The following is a 22,781-nucleotide window of genomic DNA, read 5'->3' as shown; positions in this document are numbered from 1 at the left end:
AAAAATCAGAGATAAAGTGTCATAAATGGAGGAATTAGCAGCGTATTGAAAAATGATGTAATCATTAATAAGTATTTATCAGATAACGAAAGATTTGCAGACCTATATAACCATCAGGTGTTTCGGGGAAAAATGAGAATTTCCCCGGAAGAGTTGTCGGATATAAATCCACTTTCCGGGATGGCGTTACATGGAGAAGAAGGAGATATTGGTGYAATAAAGCGAAATAGRGATATTGTAAAAAAGGTATCCGGCAAAACCGGTATTCGGTTCATGATTTTAGGTATGGAAAACCAGATGAAAATACATTATKCAATGCCGTTGAGGTGCATGCTGTATGATGCTTTGACTTACAATGACCAGGTCAGCGCTTTGAAGAAGCAGCATAAAAAGAACAAAGACAAAATGGATGGGGCAGAATATTTGTCGGGAATGAGAAAAACAGATACGATATCTCCTGTTATGACTCAAGTAGTATATTATGGAGARGAAGAATGGGATGGGCCGATGTCATTGTTTGATATGTTTGGRGAKGAGGTAGATAAAGAGTTTTTAAGGCAGTACATACCGGATTATTCGATACGGRTAATAAACATTTGTAAGATAAAAGACTATGAGAAGTTTGAGACGGATTTAAAGGCAGTATTTGGACTGATTCAGAATAAGGATTCGAAGCAGGGATTTAAGGAGTTTATAGAAAAAAATAAAGAAYATTACAAAAATATGGCATCAGATGCATATGAAGTTGCGGCAGTATTTATGCATAAGAAGCAGTTGTTGGAACTTGAAAGATTAGCTAAAACAGAAGAAGGAGGGATAGATATGTGTAAGGCAATAGATGAAATGATATTAGAAGGGGAGCAAAGAGGAGAGTTAATAGGTTTTGAACTTATGGGGCGATTGGCAAAAAAGATGTTTGAGGATGGAAAAACAAAGGAATTTTTTGAATTTGCATGTGAGCAAGATAAAAGGCAGGATTTGCTGGAAAAGTATCAGATTATTTGAATAAAAATCAGAGATAAAGTGTCATAAATGGAGGAATTAGCAGCGTATTGAAAAATGATGTAATCATTAATAAATATTTATCAGATAACGAAAGATTTGCGGACCTATATAACCATCAGGTGTTTCGGGGAATGAAGCAGTTATTAGAATTTGAAAGATTAGCTAAAACAGAAGAAGGAGGGATAGATATGTGTAAGGCGATAGATGAAATGATATTAGAAGGGGAGCAAAGAGGAGAACAAAAGGGAAAACTCAAAGGAGAGTTAATAGGTTTTGAACTTATGGGGCGATTGGCAAAAAAGATGTTTGAGGATGGAAAAACAAAGGAATTTTTTGAATTTGCTTGTGAGCAAGATAAAAGGCAGGATTTGTTGGAAAAGTATCAGATTATTTGAATAAAAATCAAGGTATAAAATATATTGGTGGAAAGAGGATAAGATTGAAAAAGATGTCATTAATAGTAAATGATTATAATCCATATAACATTATATAATAGTACATGCACAAGCAAAATTCGTGTGATTTACTTGCAATTTTTTAAAAAGTACGGTATTATGCGTATAGCAAATAATAAAATGATGCCATATTCCTGTGGCGATGATAGAAAAGTGGAGGAACACGATGAGCGATAATATAAATGTAGCTGAATTGTTTGGCCAGAATGTATTCAATGATAAGGTGATGCAGGAACGTCTTCCCAAAAAGGTATATAAAGAGTTACATAAGACAATTGATGAAGGTAAAGAGCTGGATCCGATGATAGCAGAAGTGGTTGCTGCTGCCATGAAAGAATGGGCAGTAGAAAAAGGTGCAACCCATTATACACACTGGTTTCAGCCATTGACGGGATTTACTGCAGAAAAACACGATTCATTTATTACAGCTCCAAACCAAGACGGTTCCATTTTGATGGAGTTTTCAGGAAAAGAGTTGATTAAAGGAGAGCCGGATGCATCTTCTTTCCCTTCGGGCGGACTTCGTGCTACTTTTGAAGCAAGAGGATATACCGCGTGGGACTGTACGTCTCCAGCATTTGTAAGGGAAGACGAAGGTGGTGCAATTCTCTGTATCCCAACTGCTTTTTGCTCCTATACAGGAGAAGCCTTAGACCAGAAGACACCGCTTTTACGCTCGATGCAGGCTGTACAGACACAGGCACTGCGTCTAATCCGCCTTTTTGGCAATACAACATCTAAGAGAGTCACTCCTTCGGTAGGCGTTGAACAGGAATATTTTATTGTAGATAGAAAAAATTATTTAAAAAGAAAAGACCTGATTTTTACAGGCAGAACGTTATTTGGAGCGATGCCTCCAAAGGGACAGGAATTGGATGATCATTATTTTGGCGTCATCAGACCGAGAATTGCCAAGTTTATGAAAGAGGTAAATGTAGAACTCTGGAAGCTGGGGGTATCGTCAAAGACGCAGCATAATGAAGTTGCTCCCGCCCAGCATGAACTTGCACCTATTTATGCACAGTGCAACGTAGCGGCAGATCATAACCAGATTATTATGGAAACATTGAAGCATGTGGCTGAAAAACAGGGGCTTCAGTGCCTTCTTCATGAAAAGCCTTTTGCAGGCGTAAATGGATCTGGTAAACATAATAATTGGTCTCTTACAACCGATGATGGAATTAACCTTTTGGAGCCAGGTAAGACACCTCACGAAAATATACAGTTTTTATTGATTCTGACTTGTATTCTTAAAGCAGTGGACATACATGCGGATTTATTACGCGAATCTGCAGCAGATGTTGGAAATGACCATCGTTTAGGAGCCAATGAAGCACCGCCGGCGATCATTTCTGTATTTTTAGGGGAACAGTTAGAGGATGTATTGACTCAGCTGATTAGTACCGGTACAGCAACGCACAGTTTGAAGGGTGGAAGACTTCACACAGGTGTTAAGACATTACCAGACTTTAACAAAGATGCAACAGACAGAAACAGAACCTCACCGTTTGCCTTTACCGGTAATAAATTTGAGTTCCGTATGGTAGGATCAAGGGATTCTGTAGCAGAATGTAATGTAGTAATTAATACTATTGTAGCAGAAGCTTTTGCAGAGGCTTGTGAAGTATTAGAAAAAGCAGATGATTTTGATCTGGCAGTGCATGATCTTATAAAAGAATATGCAAGCGAACATGAGAAAATTGTGTTTAATGGAAATGGATATTCCGAAGAGTGGGTGGAGGAAGCGAAGAGGAGAGGTTTGCCTAATATCACGTCAATGGTAGAAGCGATTCCTGCACTTGTAACAGATAAAGCGATAGAATTATTCAGTAAATTTAATGTATTTACAAAGCCGGAATTGGAATCCAGGGCTGAGATTCAATATGAGGGATACTCTAAAGCAATCAATATTGAAGCCAGGGCAATGATTGATATCGCCAGCAAACATATTATTCCGGCAGTGCTGCGTTATATACGTAATCTTGCAGACACGGTAAATGCAGTAGTTCAGGCAGGGTTAGAGGCTCAGGTTTCCATAGTGCTGCTGAAAGAGGCTACCGAATTACTTGCAGTTACGAAGAAGGAACTTACCCATCTGGAAGAAGTAACAGAAATAGCAGCAAGTAAGCCGTCAGGCCAGGAACAGGCTATGTATTATTATCAAGAAGTAGATAAAGCCATGGCCAGACTTCGTATTCCGGTGGATCAGTTAGAGATGATTGTGGATAAAGGGGAGTGGCCTATGCCATCTTATGGTGATTTATTATTTGAGGTATAAAAAGAAGATTTTGTACTCACACTCCCAAATAATTATTTTTATTGAAAAGAAAAGTTATTTAATATAAGTTTTACTATTTATGTAAAAATAGCCTGCTGATAACAGGATAATCCAAGCAAAATAAATGATCTTTGGGTTAATCTTGAATTAAGCAGGTTATTTTAATATTTTATCAAAAAAAACTCCCTATAAAGGGAGGATGCCAGGTAGCTGTCCTACCTGGCATTATTATGAAAAAGTTTATTCAAAATAGTAACTTAATACTTAAGAAGTTGTCTTTTGTTCCTGTTGATAATATTATTATATGCAATAGAAATGAAGAAAGAATGTTAGTTAAGTAAAGGTTTTTTGAATGACAAATGAATAAATTATGAACACGTTTCTTGTTGATTTTTCGAAATCAATATTACTCCTTGCATAATAAAAAGAAAAGTATTATAATAAGGGACATCTGAAATGACGAAGGAGGTAATAGACATGGCAAAAGTAACAAAGGACATGCTGATTGGCGAAATCATTGGATTAGATCCCCAAATGCCTGTTGTGCTGATGGAAGGTGGAATGCATTGCGTTGGATGCCCGTCTTCACAGGCTGAATCTTTAGAAGAAGCAGCTATGGTTCATGGAATCGAACCAGATGTTTTAGTAGCAAGACTGAATGCATATCTGGACAGCGTAAGTAAATAGATGAAATCTTAAAAAAGCCGCATCAATCGATGCGGCTTTTGATTGTTAAAAAGTAGATGGGCAATCCTGCTTGACAGGCATTTGCGGATGGTTTTAAAGCAATGCTAGTTTCTGCAATGCATCTTCTGCAACAATCTGTTCCATGTGCTCCGTATAAAATGCTTCTGTTGCAGCGGAATATTTGCTGCTCATGCCATATTCTGAAAGAATATTACAAATTTTATTAAATTCTTCCGGTGTATGGTCAGATTTGCTGATGATCAGATGATAAGTTTTCGCATGATCATCTTTGTAAAGAGAGTTATAACCATTATAACTTCCGTTTAAAACACCGGCAACCCGTATTACTGAATCCAGCTGGGGAAATTTGTATAATTTTGTCAGGTTATATGGTATATCTAATACAGGCTCCTGCTTAGAAGATTTCTTCTTCGTACTTGCAGGTGTTTTTTCATTCAGTGACTTCTTAGCTTCCTGAATTTTCTTGAATAAACTTAAAATATCGTCCGCGCCTTCTAATTTTGAGGGTGAAGCAGGTGCGGCATCTACTGTTTCACTGCCGTCTGTCGGAGCAAATTTTGCAAATCTTGTATCCAGTTCTTCCGGATCTTCTACCTTTGTAATAATGAGAATAATGGAATCCTGGGAAACTGGAATTGCCTCTATCATCAGTGGAATGTCATTTGCCTCAAATCCAAACTCATAGGCAGCTTGCTGCATCATATCACGAAACAGAGATTTTGCTTTATCTGTACCATAGGCAAGTTCGCTTAATTTTAATTCGCGATCAATAAGGTCTTCCTTCGTCAGCGTACAGCGTATCTGATTGTCGTTGATTTTTTCTATCTTCATATAATCACATCCTATCCAAATATGATACGAACACATCGGGTTATTCTTGCAGGCAGATAAAGCTGCCGCAAGGTCGAAGCGCTTGTAAAACTTAATGTCTTCTTATATTTATATTATATACTGTTACATACAAATATGTAAAGTAAATCACTGGTTTATTTCTTCTTTTTTATACATTTTCATCCATACCCATCTGATCCCAAATACGTGAAAACTGCGATAAATCATATCATGACTGGGTAACCCATAGTATAAACAATCTTTGTATATAAGTCAATACACTAGAATTAGTAATTTTTAAAAAAATTACTTGATTTTTCATAACTTATTATATATAATAAACGTTAAGAGAAGATATAGGACATAAAAAGAGATAAAAAGGAGGGGAGAGTAGCCCGGAAATATTTATATTCTTTTTGATTCTATATTTCAATATATCTGATCAGCGATATTCTTCGCAGATTTCGAGCAATTAATTCATTGCATTTTTCCAATTAAGTTAAATTGAATTCACCTGTTGAGATGATTCTATAAACTCTGGATTTATGTCCCTGTTTTCTCTTAGATGTAGTTGATATTATAAAGACGAAAGCTGTAAAAAGCCTGCGCATTTGAAAATAATATATCACATGCACCTAAGGAAATTTCAGATGCGTACAGATGTCTAGGAAGTGAGTGATGAGGATGAAACCAGAAAAAAATAAAAAGCGTAAAAAGAAAGTTCCGCTTAATGCTCTGCTGTATCAGGAATTAGAAAGGTACGATGAGGCAGGGGTTTCTCTGTGGCTGGACGGAAAGCCCAGTGATCCCGAAAGCATCGCAAGAGCATGCACAGCGAGAGAGGAAAATAATTATATGAGGGATTATTACAGCAATGACCGTAATGAAATTTACGGTATTGGGTTCGATAAAATATAACGCTGTTGAAGACAAGGCCCCCTTTGCAATCAAATGGCAGTAATTGTATAAAAAATGTCGATTTATGTAATGACGAATCGTAAAAATGTGTTATACTAGACAGGTGGAGAGATAAATAAAACAGGAGGTGCAATGAATGAAGAAAAAAATTGTACCGGTTATAGCCGCAGTTGTCATGATTGCGATCGTTGCTTTAATTGGTATAGCTACAAAAGTTGTAGAGAAGTACACGCCAACTAATGAAAGGATGAGCGTGGAAGAATACTTTGGAATCACAAATGAAAATGAAATGGCGCTGATCCTTCAGGATCAGGTGGTTGAATATAAGGGATTTTTATCTGGTGATACTGCGTATATCGATTATGAAGCGGTTAAGAATTATTTAAACAGCCGTTTCTATTGGGATGCAAGTGCCAATATCTGTATCTATACTACACCTACGGATATCATAACGATACCGGCAGGGAAAAAAGAGTATACTGTTTCAGCAAATAAACAGAATGAAAATTATGAAATTGTAAAAGTAGATGGGGATAAGGTATATCTGGCAGCTGATTTCGTGCAGAAGTATACGAATATGGATTATAAAATAGAAAAAGATCCAAGCCGCATGATTGTTACATATAAATGGGGTAAAGTTACTTATGCAGATTTGAAGAAGTCAGAAAGTGTCCGTTATCAGGGCGGAATTAAAAGTCCGGTTCTGACAGATGTAAAGAAGAATGATCAGGTAACAGTCCTGGAAGTAATGGATGACTGGACCAAGGTGATGACGAAAGACGGGTATATTGGTTACGTACAAAATAAGCGTCTGGCAAATTCACGTGAAGAAGAGACAAGCAGAGATTTTGAAGAACCGGTATATACCAGCATTACCAGGGATCATAAGATTAATCTGGTCTGGCATCAGGTGACAAACGAAGACTCTAATGCAGCTCTCGCAACTGATATTGCAGAGTTGAAAGGGGTAAATGTAATTTCACCAACCTGGTTTTCTATTGCTGATAATGATGGAAACCTCACCAGTCTGGCAGACGCGGATTATGTTAAAACTGCACATGCCAACGATCTGGAAGTCTGGGCATTAATTGACAATTTCAGTGAACAGGTGGATACTACAAAGGTATTAAGTTCTACAGCGTCCAGAGAAAAGATTACAAATCAACTGATTGCATCCGCAATTCAAAATGGCTTTGAAGGAATTAATGTGGATTTTGAGACAATTCCGGAGGATGCTGCAGACGGATATATTCAGTTCATTCGTGAACTTTCAGTAAAATGCCGCAAGAATGGAATTGTTTTATCCATAGATGATCCGGTTCCGAAGCCGTTTACGGCACATTATAACCGAAAAGAACAGGGTATTGTAGCAGATTATGTCATTATAATGGGTTATGATGAGCACTATGTGGGTTCTGAAGAAGCCGGCTCAGTGGCATCCATGCCGTTTGTAAAGGCTGGAATTACAGAGACGATTGCTGAAGTACCTGCAGAGAAGGTAATCAATGCAGTTCCTTTTTACACCAGATTGTGGAAGATCACAACAAATAAGAACGGCTCTACGGAGTTGTCCAGTGAAGCGATTGGTATGGATCAGGCAGATGAGTCTCTTGCAAATAATGGGGTTGAGGCAGCCTGGGACGAAGGAACTATGCAGGATTATGCAGAGTTTACCGGTGGTGACGGCAACAACTATAAGATTTGGCTGGAGAATGAGAAGTCCATTGAGGAAAAGGCTAAATTAGTTAAAGAATACAATCTGGGTGGAATCGCCGCCTGGAAGCTTGGATTTGAAAGAGCAAGCATCTGGGACGTCATTTTAAAATATGTAAGTTAAAGCAAGGATGCAGTAAAGTTATATCGAAAATGAATTATAATAAAAAGAAAGCTGTTCTTCAGCCATGGGACAGTTTTATAAACAAATAGAGAAGTCATAGAATGTAGCATATCCCTGCCGCATATACTGGTAATAAGTGTATGAGACAGGGATATTTTTATGAGAAAAAATATGATAGAACTGGGAATGGGAATATTGGTGCTGGTAGGTGCTTATTTCCTGGGAAGTATGGGCGGAAGCCTGGCAGCTGACAGCAGGCTGGCAAAAAGTGCGGCAGTAACAGCTGAATCTGAGGTTGGTAAACCTGGTGGGAGTCAGGTGAGCTCGGACAGAGTAATTGTTCTGGACCCCGGACACGGCGGAGATGACCCTGGAAAGGTTGGGATTAATAAAGCTCTTGAGAAAGATCTGAATCTGGCAATAGCCAAAAAAATTCAGAAAATCCTCACAGATAAAGGAGTTACGGTTGTAATGACCAGGGAAACGCAGGATGGGCTTTATGATCCCGGTGCTTCCAATAAGAAGCAGCAGGATATGAGAAAACGATGTGAACTAATTGACAGCGCCAACCCCAGATTTACGGTGAGCATCCATCAGAACAGTTATACTGCCGAGTCGGTGCATGGTCCTCAGGTATTTTATTATTCCCAGTCTGCAGATGGGCAGAAGATCGCAGCTTACATACAGGAAGCGCTGAATCAGGGACTGGCGGTGGACCGGGCAAGGGAGATCAAGGCCAATGACAGTTACTATCTGCTGAAAAAGACAAAGAGCCCAACTGTTATTGTGGAGTGTGGGTTTTTGAGTAATCAGGCAGAGGCTGCTATGCTGGTTACAGATGAATATCAGGAAAAAGTGGCACAGGCGGTGTGTGATGGAGTTTTGAAGTGTTTGGAGAAGTAGAAATAAGTGGATAATTTACTTTAAATGAGCGCTGTGGTTTGGTATGATTAAAATATCAAATTCCAGCGTTTCTATGTCCTATGGGACAAGTCAAATGGGTAAAGTTTTTTGCCTGATAATTCCAGAGAATGATATTTGCATTACTGATATGGCAGGTGCAAAACATAACAATATAAGAGCGGCGGATGTTATAAAAAATTGGATGAGGAATCTGATTACATACGTTTGTTTTAAGTGTTTCAGAGTGGATTGAAAAGACAGATGCAGTCCTGGTGGTGTTTGGGGAGCGGCATGGGATCAGTCCGATGTTTACTTCATTTGAAAATTGGACAGGTCATAAGCCGGATAGACTGCCGGGTGCAGAGAAAGAATTGGTGCGCAGATTTTTGCATTGCTATGGCCCGGCAACATTAGAATCATTCATTGATTGGCTGTGATGCTCGACGGCACAGGGCAAGCGGCTGTGGAGCGGTATTGCGGAGGAAGTAGAACCGGTTCAGGTCGAGGACGCATTGTCGGTATATGGAAGTCTAAAACGCTGAAAGAGAAACTGGAGTTGTCCATGATTGCATGGGAACATCTCCAGTCGTCAGAACAGCGGGAGTTGGAGCGTCTTGCGGAAGAATATGCCGCGTTTCGGCGGCTAAAGCTGAGTAAGTGTAAAATAGATAAGGATAACGGGATTACTAGTTAGAATAACCAAAAAAGACCTGAGTCAGGTTAATCTTTTAAAATTACAGAATTGTTAAATGGAATGGACTTTGTCCATTCCATTCTTTTGGATTTTTCGTTATAATTGTTTTAGAATGAATATACCATATGAAGGGTGCCGGACAGGTAGTTAAATTTGACATTACCGTTAATAGGGAGGAGATATAAAAATGATACATACAAATTTAAATGTAGATAAGTTTTGCAGGCATTTAGAAAAAGTGATTCATGTTCCAATTATAAAGTTTGATGCAGAAAATAAACTACTTGTAAATTATGCGGGGAGTGATCATATACAATTGCCTCATTTTTCTGAGGAAGAAGGCAAAAGGTTAAGAGAGATAAAGGTGGGAATTATGAACAGCGATGATGATGTTGTATTTGGAGCAGCAGCAGATTGTGAAGAAAATCTTTTTTTGATTGGACCAGTCTGTTTTTACGCTGATTACAAAAGTCTCCCCCAAAATCCTGCTTTTTATTGTCCTTTCTTAACATTAGTTGAAGCCTTGTTGATGCTTTATGATTATATGACTGGCACGGAGATGAATTATATAGAGTTTATGAAAAATAATAGCAGCATCCAATATGAAAGAAATATAGAGGAGATGCGTTCACAATATCATTTTAGGCAGCAGGAGAATGGATGGCTTCATAATTCCTATATGCAGGAGGAGCGGGAGCAAAGTGCTATACGTGAAGGGGATATAGAGAAGCTAAAGAATGCTATTGAGGAGCCTCGTATTGGAAGATTAGGAGTCAGTTCACAAAATCTTATTCGTTCCGCTAAAAACAATTGCATTACCGTAATCGCAATATCAGTTCGTTCGGCTATAGAGGGAGGTCTTGATTCGGAAGAGGCATTTCAACTTGGTGATAATTATATGGCTCAGATTGAGAATCAAAATAGTGTCAAAAGTCTGACTGCTGTTACTAGAAATGCAGAAATGGAGCTGACTAGAATTGTGGCAGAAAGAAACAGAAAAAAACAGAAAAAAATGAAGAATACCAACCCATATATAGAAAGCTGTAAAAAATATATTTATAAACATTTGCATGAAAAAATATTAGTTCATGAAATAGCGGATGCAATTGGCCTGAATGAAAGTTATCTTTCTAACCTATTTCGGCAAAAAGAAGAGATCACAATTACTGATTATATTATGCGACAAAAAATATACTATGCTCAGAATCTTTTGATTTATTCGGATTATAGTTATACTGACATTGCCTATTATTTTGATTTTTCCTCACGCAGTCATTTTGGTGCAACATTTAAAAAAGTGACTGGTATGACGCCAAAGCAATATAGAGATCAGAACAGAGAAAAATCTTTTTTGGAGAATGAAAGAATCTTGATAAAAACACAAGTATTTTGATAAAAATAGAGAGCTATCCCTGATATAATTGAGACAACATAGTGAAAAAGGGAGGAATTTTAGTATGAAAATTGAAACGCACCGACTATATGAGAACAGAGATGATGTGACCCTCACAGCGTATATTCTGGATGATTCTCCAGAATTAGCGGCAGGAAAGAGAAGACCTGCGATTATTGTGAATCCTGGCGGGGCTTATGTGATGCTTTCAGACCGTGAAGCCGAACCGATAGCAATGCGGTTCGCAGGAATGGGATTTCATACCTTTGTATTGCGTTATTCTGTTTTTACTGGGGGCACAAATGTATGGCCTGAGAATCTAAAAAACTTACCCCCTGATAAAAAGGAGGTTCAGTATCCAGCACCGCTTATAGAACTTGGTATGTCAATGCTGACTGTGAAAAAACACGCAGATGAGTGGTGCATTGATCGGGAACAGATCGGTATCTGTGGTTTTTCGGCAGGTGGTCATAATTGTACGATGTACGCATCCAGCTGGTTCCGTAGTATTCTCACGGAAAGCTTGCATACAACAGAAGCTCAGCTGCGTCCGGCCTTTTGCATTGTAGGCTATCCATTTGTAGACTGGGAGTTTCAATACAATTTGGAAATGGATGAGTTGACAAGAGATAGTTATAGATGGATGTATCAGGACTATTTTGGAGAAACAGATCCGCCAGCAGAAAAAATGAGAGCTTGCAGCCCTAATTACATGATAACCCGAAAGACGGCGCCGACGTTTATATGGACCACAGCAACGGACAAATCTGTAGATCCAAGACATTCCATTCGGCTTGTGGAAGCAATGGCAGATCATGGTGTTCCCTATGAGTTTCATATTTTTAGTGAAGGAGCGCACGGGTTGGCGCTTGCTGATCGGGCGACATTTCAGAAGTCGGGTGATATAAATGAAACAGTAGCTCAATGGGTTCCACTCGCAGATATGTGGCTAAAGAATATAGTAAAACTTGGGACAAACAATTAATATTCCCAGAGGAAGGAAAGTTGTCATGAAGGAAAAATTAGATCCCCGCGGAAAGTTGTCATTTAAGGAAAGGCTTGGCTATAGCCTTGGTGGTTATGGAATCAATATTACCTATTCTCTTTTATCATCATTTTTACTTGTATACTATGTCAGTGTTGCTGGTGCCAATCCAGCAGTTGCGGCAAGTATCATTGCAATATCCAGAATTTTTGATGGAATTACAGATTTAATTATGGGTTATGTGGTAGATCATACAAAAAGCAAATTCGGAAAAGCCCGTCCCTGGATTATTCGCTTAAGTCTTCCGCTGGCGGTTTGTACCGTGTTAATGTTTAGTGCTCCATCAAGTCTGGGCGGTGCAGGGCTGACAGCCTATATGTTTATTACTTATAATCTGGTGGCCTCTATATTTTATACCGGTATGAGCGTTCCCTTTAACTCTATGAACGGATTTATGACACTGGTACAGTATGAAAGAGGACTTCTGGGGAATCTGCAATTCATTACTGCTACGGCGGCCACCATGACGCTTAATACAGTTCTTCTTAGAATGACCAGATTCTTTGGCAATGGCGAACAGTATACCAATAGTGGCTGGCGTATGTCCATTGCTATTTTAATGGTTGCAGCAATTATATGCAACGTGTTTTGTTTCCTGTTATGCCGCGAACGTGTGACCGAAAATGCCGAAGATCTGGCCGCTGAAAATAGTGAAAAAGAACAGCGGCAGATACCGGAGTCGAAAGCATCCGTTCCTCAAATACTCAAAGGTTTAGTCACAAATCCTTACTGGGTAATTATTGTGATCTTTATGTTTATGCTTAATATCATGATGTCAACCTTCTTTGGATCGGGTATTTACTTCGCACAGTATCGCCTGAACGACACAGATATTTATTCACCGATTGCCAATGCGCTTTCTATGGCGCAGATTGTTACTATGTTTGTAACACCATTTATTATGAGAAAAATAACTAAGAGAAATTTGTGTATTCTTGGTTTGGTTGTTACAGTGATTGGTTTTACTGGAACCGCCTTTGCCACAGGCAGTGTATCTCTTTTGATTGTAATGTCCATCATAAAGGGGATTGGATTTGGCGCCTCAGCGGCTCCTATGTATGGCATGCTTCAAGACTCTATCACATATGGGGAATGGAAGAATGGTATTTCAGCAGTAGGAATGGGAAACGCGGCGGCCTCCTTCAGTCAGAAAATAGGCTCTGGGTTAGGTGCAGCTTTTTTGGGATGGATTCTGGCCGCAGGTAATTTTAATGCGGATCCGACATCCGCTTCTGCCCTTACTTCGATTGACTTTGCTTTTATATGGGTACCGGCTATTTGTACAGCGATTGCTATCACCTCGATGTTATTTTACAATCTGGACAGGAAGTATGATAAAATTTCTGCTGATTTAACCAGAGGAAAGCATAAGTATGACGATACTTCAGTTGGATGATTTGATGAATCAGGATTGAGAAAAAGGGGCTATCGGGAAATAAGATAGTCTAGAGAATAGGGTCATACGAGTGCGTATGACCCTATTACTTTGGTGCGCCCGGCGGCGCACGTTTCTAACCGGTGCAAGTCCGGAATCCGCCCGGTAGTGGGAAGGATATAGCCGAAGGCAAGGGTGTCCATCGCGAGGTGGAATCTGAAGGAAGCTGGATGTTGGGAACATACTAACCAACGGGCAAAACTCTGGTCTGACGAACAGAAATCGCATAAGAGGCTATACATGAGGGTAAGGCTGCCAAGCAAGTTGAAGCCCAATGACTACACGGAAGCATGTGTGGTAAATACGGCAGATGGATGGAGAGAAAGAAACGTGTGGTACCCGGGGAGGTCTGTACGATACGCCTAGAAAGAGGTAACCATCGTCGAAAGGCGGTGCTGAACGTACAGAAGTCAGCAGAGGCCATAGTAGTCGAGAGGTAAAGGGCCGAATCAGTAGGAGTCTTTAGTATGACCGAGAAAGGAGGAATGACTGTTGTAAGCAGAAAACAGGAATAAAACTGGCTGTTTGCAAAGAGACAGTGCGGAACACGAAGGGTATATTATGCAGTTAAGCTACAGGGTGATTTACAAGGCAAAGTGGCAGCGCCTGTAATAACGGCTCAGAGCAAAATGGTTAAAGGCCATCCGGAGGTAGAGAAACGTAAAATCATGGATGGAGTATATGAGCAGTATTTAGATGGGGGAATAAGTAAAGATTCATTTTTAAAACAAAAGGCGTTGATGCAGGAGAAAAATAAAAATAGCGAGTAGAAAAAAGCAAGTGTGGGTTTTTGAGTAATCAGGCAGAGGCTGCTATACTGGTTACAGATGAATATTAGAAAAAAGTGGCACAGGCGGTGTGTGATGGAATAATAAAATGTTTAGAGGAATAAAATACGCAAGAGAAAAGACCCGATGAGAAAAGCTCGGATGACTAAAATGCTCTAAAAGAAAGCTTGGATGAATCAGATATACATTCATTAAGCCAGAAGGAATGAAATAAACTGTGATAATGCCGGGAGGGATATATTACCAAAAGATCAGATTAATTTTTGGAGCTTCTGCTTTATGGTCAAAGGGCCGATAAAGCGGGAGTTTTTTCATTTTTTAATATGTTTGGCTAATATTTCAAAATGCCCCGGGCACATTTACGATTGCCCTTTTAAGTGACTGATGGTATAATATGGACGATAGTTATTTTTAAATTTAAGAAGAAATCTGATCAACTTCAGATTCAAGAGGCAGATTATGGATACAATCATAGAAGTGATGGATCAGCAATTGAATGACGAGGGCATCAGGAAAGCCGGGGAAATTTTAAAGAACGGCGGACTGGTAGCATTTCCAACAGAAACGGTTTACGGACTGGGGGCAAATGCTTTGGATGAAAGGGCGGCAGCCAAGATTTATGAAGCCAAAGGACGTCCTTCCGATAATCCGTTGATTGTACATATTGCAGAAATGGCAGATCTGTATGGCATAGCAGCAGAGGTTCCTGAAAAGGCAGTGGCGCTGGCAAAAGCATTCTGGCCGGGACCGCTTACTATGATCTTCAAAAAAAATGACAAAGTTCCTTATGGGACAACCGGAGGGTTAGATACAGTGGCGGTGCGCATGCCCCGTCATGAATTGGCATGCGCTCTGATCAGGGCAGGCGGCGGCTATATAGCGGCACCAAGTGCGAATACTTCAGGAAGGCCAAGTCCTACGAAGGCAGGCCATGTAAAAGAAGACCTTTCAGGGAAGATTGATATGATTATTGATGGCGGCAGTGTGGGGATCGGATTAGAGTCTACAATTGTGGATTTGAGTGAAGAAACACCTATGATATTAAGACCGGGATATATCAATCGGGAGATGCTGGAAGAAGTAATCGGACCGGTAAAGGTAGACCGGGCTTTATTAAAAGATGATGCTTCTATTCATCCAAAGGCACCGGGGATGAAGTATAAGCATTATGCACCTAAGGCTAATCTGGTTATTCTGGAAGGTGAGGAACAGAATGTCATTTCTAAAATCAATGAGTTGATTCAGCAGGAAATACAGTGTGGGGGAAGCCCGGGGGTTATCGCATCCGATGAAACAGCCGGGGCTTATACAGGCGGTATGGTAAAATCTATTGGAACCAGAAGTGATGAACTTTCTATTGCACAGAATCTGTACGGGATTTTGCGGGAATTTGATGAACTTGAGGTGACGCAGATTTTCTCAGAGGCCTTTGAGACACCAAAGATGGGACAGGCGATCATGAACCGTCTGATGAAAGCAGCAGGACATCAGATCATCAAAGTATAAGGAGCAAAAACGATATGAAGCATTATGATAAGCTTATATTTGTAAGTAATAGCGACACATGTCGAAGTCCTATGGCAGAAGCAATTATGAAGAGTAAATTTTTGCTGGAAGATCTACTGATCGAATCCAAGGGACTGATCGTGCTATTTCCTGAGCCGGTGAATCAGAAAGCGGAGGCAGTGCTTGTGAGCAACGGGCTGTCAATGAAAGATCATACGGCGACGCCGCTGGTCCAGGAGGATTTTGACAAGCGGACATTGATTCTGACCATGGATGAATGGGAAAAGAATAAAATCTTTGAAGAACATGAAAATGCTTATAATGTACATCTATTGACTGAATATGCAGGCTCTAAAGGGGACATTCCCAATCCGGTAGGTGGAAATCTGGTGGAGTATGGGGAATGCTTTGAATATTTAAAAGAATTGATATCAAAATTAGTAGTAGTGTTAAATGAGGAGGAATTGTTATGTTAGGAATAGGCTGTGACCATGGCGGATACACATTAAAACTGGAAATCATGGAACACTTGAAGAAACGTGGGATCGAATATAAGGATTTCGGCTGTGACAGTGAGGCGGCTGTGGATTATCCGATTTACGCAAGAGAAGTTGCGAATGCGGTTGTGAACGGTGAATGTGACAGGGGAATTCTGATCTGTGGAACAGGCATTGGTATTTCTATTGCAGCGAATAAGGTGAAAGGTATCCGTGCAGCACTTTGTTCGGACTGCTTTAGTGCAGAAGCGACAAGGCTTCATAATGATGCAAATATCCTGGCTTTTGGAGCCAGAGTGGTAGGACCGGGACTGGCACTTAAAATTGTAGATACTTTTCTGGATACACCATTTTCCGGAGATGAAAGACATAAGAACAGGATTTCTCTGATCGAAGAGTAATCTTATTCAAATGTAATCGCATTTTGCTGTATAAATCAGAAGATAAAAATAAAAAATAACAATAAGAGAAACGTACACAATTTATGTGCGTGAGGAGGTAGGGCGATGTCAAAGGTGACAGTTATGGATCATCCATTGATCCAGCACAAGATTGGAATTATTCGTAGGAAAGAAGTGGGATCAAAGGATTTCAGACAGATGATCAGTGAAATAGCAATGTTGATGTGCTATGAGGCAACCAGGGATTTAAAATTAGTAGATGTTGACATTGAAACCCCTATCTGTCCGATGACGGCGAAAGAACTTCAGGGAAAGAAATTGGCAGTAGTTCCGATTTTAAGGGCAGGACTTGGAATGGTAGACGGTATGCTGGCTATGATACCGGCTGCAAAGGTTGGCCACATTGGTCTTTACCGTGATCCGGAAACATTGGAGCCTGTAGAATATTATTCAAAATTACCGGCAGATTCATGGGACAGAGAAGTTTTTGTAGTAGACCCGATGCTGGCAACAGGCGGATCTTCTTCGGCAGCGATTAATCTGCTGAAGGAAAAAGGAGTTAAAAATATACGGTTCATGTGTATTATTGCAGCACCGGAAGGTGTGAAACGTATGCAGACGGAACATCCGGATGTAGATATCTATATCGGAGCACTTGATGAGCGTCTGAATGACCATGGCTACATTGTACCGGGGCTTGGAGACGCCGGCGACCGTATCTTTGGTACTAAATAAGAAATTTTGGAGGGTTTTACAATGAGCGATAAAAGGACTGATTATATTTCCTGGGATGAGTATTTTATGGGGGTTGCAAAACTTTCAGGAATGCGCTCAAAGGATCCGAATACACAAGTGGGAGCCTGTATTGTAAGTAATGATAATAAAATATTGTCTATGGGATATAATGGTTTTCCTATGGGATGTTCAGATGACGAATTTCCATGGTGCAGAGAAGGAGGGCCGCTGGACAGCAAATATGTATACACAACCCACAGTGAGTTAAATGCTATTCTGAACTACAGAGGCGGCAGTCTGGAAGGTGCCAAGCTTTATGTTTCTTTGTTCCCCTGTAACGAATGTGCAAAGGCAATTATTCAGGCGGGAATCACTCAGGTAATCTATGACTGTGATAAATATGCAGACACACCCGCGGTTATTGCGTCTAAGAGAATGATGGATGCGGCAGGGGTTGAATATCGTCAGTATCAGCATACGAATAGAAAGATTGAGATTGAACTTTAAAAAATAGCGCCCTGCAGCGGGGCGCTATTTTTTTGCGGGGTACTGCATCAGGCGCGGAACTTTTGAATAAACAAGACAATTAAGGTTATTTTAAACAATATTATATGGTTTTCGCATTTCTTCTATGATAGTATAATAGAGAGTAAAGTTTCGGGATTTAAGTGAATCCAGGGTCTGTTTGAGAAATCATTGTATTTCTTTGTAAGATATTTAAAATCAGAGTTAAGAATATGGAAATGCGGCATAGGAGGAAAGTATGTCTATTTATGTACAAAAAGTAAGACAGATTATAGAAGAAGTAAAAAAAGCAGTGGTAGGTAAGGATGCCTGTGTGGAGAAGGTGATGATGGCAATGCTGGCAGGCGGGCATGTGCTGCTGGAGGATATTCCGGGAGTGGGGAAGACAACTATGGCTTTAGCATTTTCCAGATCGATGGATCTGCTTTGGCACAGAGTTCAGTTTACACCGGATGTATTGCCGGCAGATATTACCGGATTCTCCATATATCAGAAGGAATTAAATAAGTTTTCCTTTCAGCCGGGTGCCATAATGTGCAATTTATTTCTGGCAGATGAAATCAATCGTACATCGCCTAAGACCCAGTCTGCGCTTCTTGAGGTTATGGAAGAAGGAAATGTTACAGTAGAGGGTGTGACCAGAGAGGTACCAAAGCCTTTTATTGTCATAGCTACACAGAATCCCATTGGTTCGGCGGGAACGCAGATGCTTCCGGAATCACAGCTGGACAGGTTCATGATATGTATGACAATGGGGTATCCTGATGTGGAAAATGAGATTGCGATTCTGAAGGACAGAGGTTCAGGAAACCCCATTGAAAATATTGTTCCGGTTATTCAGGCTCAGGAGCTGGTACAGATGCAAAAGGAGACAGAACAGGTCTTTATCCATGATGTCATTTATACTTATATAGCGAAATTGATTGCAGCTACAAGGGAGCATCCATTTCTGGAGCTTGGGGTCAGCCCGAGAGGGACAATAGCGGTAACGCGTATGGCTAGGGCAGCGGCTTATCTGGAGGGGAGAAATTATGTGACTCCAAATGATGTCTGTGCCGTACTGAAGGATGTAAGCATGCACCGAATCAAATTAAATGCCAGGGCAAGGGTTAATCATGTAACCACCGAAGGTGTAATGGATGAAATTCTGGAAAAGGTACCAAAGCCGACGCCGAAAAGGAAGTAGGGTTAATGCATGAAAAATAAAATTATTTATCTTCTGGTTCTGGCAGCTACGGTTTTCTTCGGCATTATGTATGACGGAAAATTTCTTCTGATTCTGATGCTTTTTGAGGTACTGTTTGCCACGGCTATGTTTCTGATGTCATGGATGCTTGCATATGGAATCAGCATACGCCTGGAGGTAAAGGGACCGGTGGCATCCAAGGAAGAAATGATTCCGGTGGAGATTTATGTTAAAAATAACTGCTGGCTGCCGGTAAATCATATAGTTATGAGGCTGGTTTTAAGCAACGGATTTTCCGGACACGGGGAAAAAGAAAGGGTGAAGGGTGCGGTACAGGGTTCAAGTGAGGTAAGGATCCAGTGCAGTATCAGTTCCCGCTATTGTGGTCAGGTTCAGATAATGCTTGAGCGGATCAAAGTTTATGATTATCTGATGCTGTTTTCCAGAAAGAGAAAAATGCAGGAGAAGATTCAGGTGAATATACTACCGGCGGTGCACCATATAGAAGCAGAGGTCAGTGAACGAACCAGACGTTTTCCGGTTGAAGGCGAGGAGTATGAGACACACAGAAGCGGAGATGATCCTTCAGAGATTTATCAGGTGAGAGAATTCCGAAACGGGGACACCCTACAGAGGGTGCACTGGAAATTAAGTGCCAGAACGGATGAATTGATGACAAAGGAATTCAGTATGCCAAAGGGCTGCAAAATCCTGTTTCTGTTGAATTTCTATTGGGAGAGCAGTAAGGGGCAGATGCTGGATCAGATGAATGCATTTTTAGAAACTGCTGTCTCCCTGTCAAATGCCCTGGCCCGGGAAGAATGTCCTCATTATGTGGCCTGGTATGATAAAGTTCATAATGAGCTTGTCAGAAAGCAGGTTGAGAATGAGGAATCCTTTTATGAGATGATGGAAGAACTACTGACTGCAGTATTCTATTTTGAATCCTATGATATGGATGCTGGATATAGAGCGGAATATCCGGGAGGAAATTTTAGTACGGTTATGATGCTGGATGGGAACCTGCAGTTAATTATGAATGGAGAGGCTCGTGCGCAATTTTTAAAAGAGGATATAAAGTCGCAGCTGGAGGGTTATTTCCTTCAGGTATAGAGGCAATTCGTTGGTAGCAGACAAACGGATTGAAGAATGATAAATTATGAATAGATCAGAGAAAAAAACGGGAATTGATTTAAAAGCAGAAAAGGTAACAGTGATTGCACCCAGGACGAAGGTACATGGGCTTAGTTTTATTGTGCTATTTTTATTCTTTCAGGCTGGCTTGTATGGTACATTTTATTCTTTTATAACTTCATTTCGGGTAGAGTTTGGAGAAAATACAATGTTTTGGGTAATTCTTGTAATAGGATTGCTGCTGTGGGTATTTTACTTTACAGGAAAATACATGAGGATGTTAATTCCAATATCTCTGATTTGCACCTGTGCCTGGGCATACTGGCATGCTGAGGAACTGAAGAATCAGTCGCTGATCGTTATGAATGCTATCCGGGAGGCGGCAAACAGATATTTTGTAATGGAACTGGATCCGTACAGTACAAATCCCCTGCTTGGAAATGATACAACGCAGATCCTGATGCTGGTCATGATTTTATTTGGTGTGACGCTTTTTTTAGGGCTGGTGGCTGTGAAAAGCCGAATGCTGGTTCTTATGGGGACAATTCTACCTACGGCGGGCGCTATGATGGTGGGGCTGGTTCCCTCCTTTTGGTCCATGTGCCTGCTTCTGTTTTGTTATGTAGGAGCTTTTACCATGGGGAGAGGAGAATTTTCTCTTCGAAAAGCCAAGGTCATCGTGCCAAAGTATTACCGAAATGGCGTGATTGGATACAGTGCCTTATTTATGGGTGTCGCTGCGGTATCACTTTTTGGAATTTCTTATCTGATTCTCAACCCGCAAATGGAGAAGCTAAATACACAGGTGAAAGAAGCAAGAGTATTTGTCCAGAATAATTCACTGGTGGAGACCGTCCGGAATATGTTCCCAAAGCTTCGGATCAGCATGTCGGGCGCAGGTCAGATTGACAGCGGACAATTAGGCGGGAACGTCTATTTTACCGGAGAAGAAGCTTTGAAGTTAACCTTATATCGGGCTCCGGGCGAGACGATTTATTTGAAGGGATATACGGGTGACGAGTATACGGGAAGCCGCTGGTCTGAGGATGACGATCTTTCTTTTTTTACTGACGCAGGAATGGGCACCCCGGAAGATGTAAGGCGTGAGTATTATGAACAGCCGTTTCAAATGGCATCGATGCTGGAGGAAGAAGCCGATGAAAATGTAAAACAGATGATCTTGGTCGAAAAACGGGGAGCATCTTCGGAGGAAGAATATGCACCATATATATCCCGGCAGGAGTCAGCGACAAAGAATGAAGCAGCATTTTCTTTTTATGAAAGAGGGAGTTATGAACAGCTTATCAGTGCCAATGGCTATGTGAGCTTATCAGATTTTAGCCCATTGTCAGGTGAATACAGGGATTATGCATATGGGAAATATCTCTCGTATCCGGCGGAGCGGCTGACAAACCTTGCTGCATTATGTGAATCCCATCCCATGACGGATGTGAATGAAATACGGGATTTTATCGTTACAACGCTGACCGAAAATGCGAAATATAATCTTCAGCCTGGTGAATGTCCGGCTAATAAAGACTTCGCTGAGTATTTTTTATTTGAACGAAAAGAAGGATATTGTGTACATTTTGCAACAACAGCAGTGCTGATGTTCCGGATGTATGGAATTCCTGCCAGGTATGCAGCAGGATACATCGCACCTGCATCTGAGTTTACTATTAATTCAGACGGTGAATACGAAGCTCATATCAAAGACGAAAAAGCGCATGCATGGGCGGAGATATACGTGGACGGGGAAGGCTGGATGCCGGTAGAAGCAACACCGGGATATGCTGGAGCCGTAAACCGTAATACTGAGGAGCAGACAGAGGCGCCTCAGTCGGAAGCACAAAGTGAAAAGAAGAAAACAGTACAGACTGAAGGCAGGCAGGAACTGAAAACTGAAGTTCAGACAGAGTCAGCGAATACCAATGGATTTTTCACGGATAGTATGACCGGCAGAGTTTCCTTGATGGCTATTTTAGCAGCTGCGGCTGCAGCCATGATCTTAGCTGTGATTATGATTCGCAGAAGCCTGATATTAAAAAGAAGGGCAGCAGAAGATGTAAGAGGTATTTTTGCATCGATGTATGATGTCATGGTGCTTGGAGGACTTCCAAAAAAATACGACGGAACAGAGCCGGAATTTGTAAAGGAAGTAATACAGAGATTTGATGGAATTGACCCCAATGAATTTGCAAGGGCTATGGATCTTGTAATGCAGGCTAATTATGGTGACGGTGTAATTAGTTCTGAAGATACCAGGTTCGTAAGGGAAGTGTATGAGAAAGTTTGTAAAATTGTTTATCTAAGACTTTCAGGAGCGGAAAAACTGGAATTTAAATATATAAAGGTATTCTAGAGCGTTTTTTAAATTGCTTTCTGGCAGCTGTGCGTCACAGTTTGTGGGAGATTTGTCCCGGATGAATGGCGCGTAGCGGGCTACGTAACCTGAATTCGGGGCAAATATGCCGCAAAGTGGGGGCGTACAGATGGCAGGCATTTGA

General features: G+C 40.7%; 23 protein-coding genes. 21 read left to right on the top strand and 2 right to left on the bottom strand.

The genetic code is table 11. The features are described from left to right. Positions 1 to 45 precede the first annotated feature (45 nt). The 4 genes from QR40_RS19010 to QR40_RS18995 all read left to right on the top strand — a co-directional run bounded on the left by QR40_RS19010 (position 46) and on the right by QR40_RS18995 (position 4,425). Entirely contained in the window at positions 46 to 1,005 is a 960-nt protein-coding gene (locus QR40_RS19010) for an Rpn family recombination-promoting nuclease/putative transposase (protein ID WP_044296391.1), read from the top strand. A 131-nt stretch (positions 1,006 to 1,136) separates the two neighbouring features. After that, on the top strand, positions 1,137 to 1,400 hold the full coding sequence (locus QR40_RS19005; RefSeq protein ID WP_152614247.1) for a hypothetical protein: 264 nt from the start codon (positions 1,137 to 1,139) through the stop codon (positions 1,398 to 1,400). 226 nt (positions 1,401 to 1,626) lie between these two features. Next, entirely contained in the window at positions 1,627 to 3,738 is a 2,112-nt protein-coding gene (locus QR40_RS19000) for a glutamine synthetase III family protein (protein WP_027295174.1), read from the top strand. Between the two features lie 477 nt (positions 3,739 to 4,215). Next, positions 4,216 to 4,425: a DUF1858 domain-containing protein gene (locus QR40_RS18995; RefSeq protein WP_027295173.1), complete on the top strand. Its 210-nt coding sequence runs from the start codon at positions 4,216 to 4,218 to the stop codon at positions 4,423 to 4,425. Positions 4,426 to 4,518: 93 nt separating this feature from the next. Here QR40_RS18995 and QR40_RS18990 read toward each other — a convergent pair whose 3' ends face one another. Then, positions 4,519 to 5,277 carry an adaptor protein MecA gene (locus QR40_RS18990; protein ID WP_027295172.1) on the bottom strand — a complete coding sequence of 253 codons (759 nt, stop codon included), beginning with the start codon at positions 5,275 to 5,277 and terminating at the stop codon, positions 4,519 to 4,521. A 684-nt stretch (positions 5,278 to 5,961) separates the two neighbouring features. Here QR40_RS18990 and QR40_RS18985 point away from each other — a divergent pair. The 17 genes from QR40_RS18985 (at position 5,962) to QR40_RS18915 (ending at position 22,636) form a co-directional block, all read left to right on the top strand. Continuing rightward, positions 5,962 to 6,195 (top strand): hypothetical protein, encoded by a 234-nt coding sequence (locus QR40_RS18985; protein WP_044290161.1) that lies wholly within the window; start codon positions 5,962 to 5,964, stop codon positions 6,193 to 6,195. Between the two features lie 136 nt (positions 6,196 to 6,331). Continuing rightward, the gene (locus QR40_RS18980) at positions 6,332 to 8,032 is read left to right on the top strand and encodes a glycosyl hydrolase family 18 protein (RefSeq protein WP_027295170.1); all 1,701 of its coding nucleotides are present in this window, start codon (positions 6,332 to 6,334) and stop codon (positions 8,030 to 8,032) included. A 159-nt stretch (positions 8,033 to 8,191) separates the two neighbouring features. Continuing rightward, on the top strand, positions 8,192 to 8,935 hold the full coding sequence (locus QR40_RS18975) for an N-acetylmuramoyl-L-alanine amidase (protein ID WP_081820312.1): 744 nt from the start codon (positions 8,192 to 8,194) through the stop codon (positions 8,933 to 8,935). 272 nt (positions 8,936 to 9,207) lie between these two features. Beyond that, a complete protein-coding gene (locus QR40_RS33825; RefSeq protein ID WP_416389856.1) occupies positions 9,208 to 9,372 on the top strand; it encodes a DNA glycosylase AlkZ-like family protein in 165 nt (54 codons plus the stop codon). Positions 9,373 to 9,398: 26 nt separating this feature from the next. Further along, positions 9,399 to 9,629, top strand: coding sequence for a hypothetical protein (locus tag QR40_RS18970; protein ID WP_160295846.1), 231 nt, complete (start codon positions 9,399 to 9,401; stop codon positions 9,627 to 9,629). A gap of 187 nt (positions 9,630 to 9,816) precedes the next feature. Further along, positions 9,817 to 11,022 (top strand): helix-turn-helix domain-containing protein, encoded by a 1,206-nt coding sequence (locus tag QR40_RS18965; protein WP_044296388.1) that lies wholly within the window; start codon positions 9,817 to 9,819, stop codon positions 11,020 to 11,022. Between the two features lie 64 nt (positions 11,023 to 11,086). Continuing rightward, positions 11,087 to 12,007, top strand: coding sequence for an alpha/beta hydrolase (locus QR40_RS18960; RefSeq protein WP_027295167.1), 921 nt, complete (start codon positions 11,087 to 11,089; stop codon positions 12,005 to 12,007). A gap of 25 nt (positions 12,008 to 12,032) precedes the next feature. Further along, the gene (locus QR40_RS18955) at positions 12,033 to 13,463 is read left to right on the top strand and encodes an MFS transporter (RefSeq protein ID WP_044289532.1); all 1,431 of its coding nucleotides are present in this window, start codon (positions 12,033 to 12,035) and stop codon (positions 13,461 to 13,463) included. A gap of 668 nt (positions 13,464 to 14,131) precedes the next feature. After that, positions 14,132 to 14,272 (top strand): hypothetical protein, encoded by a 141-nt coding sequence (locus QR40_RS31895; protein ID WP_160295845.1) that lies wholly within the window; start codon positions 14,132 to 14,134, stop codon positions 14,270 to 14,272. 477 nt (positions 14,273 to 14,749) lie between these two features. After that, positions 14,750 to 15,796, top strand: a complete 1,047-nt coding sequence (locus QR40_RS18950) for an L-threonylcarbamoyladenylate synthase (RefSeq protein WP_044296387.1) — start codon at positions 14,750 to 14,752, stop codon at positions 15,794 to 15,796. An 86-nt stretch (positions 15,797 to 15,882) separates the two neighbouring features. Then, positions 15,883 to 16,272 (top strand): arsenate reductase/protein-tyrosine-phosphatase family protein, encoded by a 390-nt coding sequence (locus tag QR40_RS18945; protein WP_242858562.1) that lies wholly within the window; start codon positions 15,883 to 15,885, stop codon positions 16,270 to 16,272. Next, positions 16,266 to 16,694 (top strand): ribose 5-phosphate isomerase B, encoded by a 429-nt coding sequence (gene rpiB, locus QR40_RS18940; RefSeq protein ID WP_027295164.1) that lies wholly within the window; start codon positions 16,266 to 16,268, stop codon positions 16,692 to 16,694. The genes QR40_RS18945 and rpiB overlap by 7 nt, the downstream gene beginning before the upstream one ends. A gap of 105 nt (positions 16,695 to 16,799) precedes the next feature. Then, positions 16,800 to 17,429 carry a uracil phosphoribosyltransferase gene (gene upp, locus QR40_RS18935; protein WP_027295163.1) on the top strand — a complete coding sequence of 210 codons (630 nt, stop codon included), beginning with the start codon at positions 16,800 to 16,802 and terminating at the stop codon, positions 17,427 to 17,429. A 21-nt stretch (positions 17,430 to 17,450) separates the two neighbouring features. Then, positions 17,451 to 17,936, top strand: coding sequence for a deoxycytidylate deaminase (locus QR40_RS18930; protein ID WP_027295162.1), 486 nt, complete (start codon positions 17,451 to 17,453; stop codon positions 17,934 to 17,936). 256 nt (positions 17,937 to 18,192) lie between these two features. After that, positions 18,193 to 19,140, top strand: a complete 948-nt coding sequence (locus tag QR40_RS18925; RefSeq protein ID WP_027295161.1) for an AAA family ATPase — start codon at positions 18,193 to 18,195, stop codon at positions 19,138 to 19,140. Positions 19,141 to 19,149: 9 nt separating this feature from the next. After that, positions 19,150 to 20,253, top strand: a complete 1,104-nt coding sequence (locus tag QR40_RS18920; RefSeq protein ID WP_044296386.1) for a DUF58 domain-containing protein — start codon at positions 19,150 to 19,152, stop codon at positions 20,251 to 20,253. Between the two features lie 46 nt (positions 20,254 to 20,299). After that, a complete protein-coding gene (locus tag QR40_RS18915) occupies positions 20,300 to 22,636 on the top strand; it encodes a transglutaminase-like domain-containing protein (protein ID WP_044296385.1) in 2,337 nt (778 codons plus the stop codon). Here QR40_RS18915 and QR40_RS33280 read toward each other — a convergent pair. Beyond that, the gene (locus tag QR40_RS33280) at positions 22,592 to 22,777 is read right to left on the bottom strand and encodes a DUF6783 domain-containing protein (protein WP_081998983.1); all 186 of its coding nucleotides are present in this window, start codon (positions 22,775 to 22,777) and stop codon (positions 22,592 to 22,594) included. The two genes, QR40_RS18915 and QR40_RS33280, sit on opposite strands and share 45 nt — an antisense overlap. Between the last annotated feature and the right edge of the window lie 4 nt (positions 22,778 to 22,781).

Origin of the sequence: Robinsoniella peoriensis (genome assembly GCF_000797495.1) — a bacterium.
Classification (GTDB): Bacteria; Bacillota; Clostridia; order Lachnospirales; family Lachnospiraceae; genus Robinsoniella; species Robinsoniella peoriensis.
The sequence above is the reverse complement of the archived record's forward strand: the minus strand, read 5'-3'. Positions and strand labels throughout refer to the sequence as shown.

Excerpts from the sequence above, each read along its gene's own strand:
- QR40_RS18985 (WP_044290161.1), top strand. The coding sequence starts at position 5,962 with ATGAAACCAGAAAAAAATAAAAAGCGTAAAAAGAAAGTTCCGCTTAAT.
- QR40_RS18960 (WP_027295167.1), top strand. The coding sequence starts at position 11,087 with ATGAAAATTGAAACGCACCGACTATATGAGAACAGAGATGATGTGACC.
- QR40_RS18955 (WP_044289532.1), top strand. The coding sequence starts at position 12,033 with ATGAAGGAAAAATTAGATCCCCGCGGAAAGTTGTCATTTAAGGAAAGG.
- QR40_RS18945 (WP_242858562.1), top strand. The coding sequence starts at position 15,883 with ATGAAGAGTAAATTTTTGCTGGAAGATCTACTGATCGAATCCAAGGGA.
- QR40_RS18980 (WP_027295170.1), top strand. The coding sequence starts at position 6,332 with ATGAAGAAAAAAATTGTACCGGTTATAGCCGCAGTTGTCATGATTGCG.
- QR40_RS31895 (WP_160295845.1), top strand. The coding sequence starts at position 14,132 with ATGGTTAAAGGCCATCCGGAGGTAGAGAAACGTAAAATCATGGATGGA.
- QR40_RS18990 (WP_027295172.1), bottom strand. The coding sequence starts at position 5,277 with ATGAAGATAGAAAAAATCAACGACAATCAGATACGCTGTACGCTGACG.
- QR40_RS33280 (WP_081998983.1), bottom strand. The coding sequence starts at position 22,777 with ATGCCTGCCATCTGTACGCCCCCACTTTGCGGCATATTTGCCCCGAAT.
- upp (WP_027295163.1), top strand. The coding sequence starts at position 16,800 with ATGTCAAAGGTGACAGTTATGGATCATCCATTGATCCAGCACAAGATT.
- QR40_RS18995 (WP_027295173.1), top strand. The coding sequence starts at position 4,216 with ATGGCAAAAGTAACAAAGGACATGCTGATTGGCGAAATCATTGGATTA.
- QR40_RS18930 (WP_027295162.1), top strand. The coding sequence starts at position 17,451 with ATGAGCGATAAAAGGACTGATTATATTTCCTGGGATGAGTATTTTATG.
- QR40_RS18950 (WP_044296387.1), top strand. The coding sequence starts at position 14,750 with ATGGATACAATCATAGAAGTGATGGATCAGCAATTGAATGACGAGGGC.
- QR40_RS18975 (WP_081820312.1), top strand. The coding sequence starts at position 8,192 with ATGAGAAAAAATATGATAGAACTGGGAATGGGAATATTGGTGCTGGTA.
- QR40_RS18920 (WP_044296386.1), top strand. The coding sequence starts at position 19,150 with ATGAAAAATAAAATTATTTATCTTCTGGTTCTGGCAGCTACGGTTTTC.
- rpiB (WP_027295164.1), top strand. The coding sequence starts at position 16,266 with ATGTTAGGAATAGGCTGTGACCATGGCGGATACACATTAAAACTGGAA.
- QR40_RS18915 (WP_044296385.1), top strand. The coding sequence starts at position 20,300 with ATGAATAGATCAGAGAAAAAAACGGGAATTGATTTAAAAGCAGAAAAG.
- QR40_RS19005 (WP_152614247.1), top strand. The coding sequence starts at position 1,137 with ATGAAGCAGTTATTAGAATTTGAAAGATTAGCTAAAACAGAAGAAGGA.
- QR40_RS18925 (WP_027295161.1), top strand. The coding sequence starts at position 18,193 with ATGTCTATTTATGTACAAAAAGTAAGACAGATTATAGAAGAAGTAAAA.
- QR40_RS19000 (WP_027295174.1), top strand. The coding sequence starts at position 1,627 with ATGAGCGATAATATAAATGTAGCTGAATTGTTTGGCCAGAATGTATTC.
- QR40_RS18965 (WP_044296388.1), top strand. The coding sequence starts at position 9,817 with ATGATACATACAAATTTAAATGTAGATAAGTTTTGCAGGCATTTAGAA.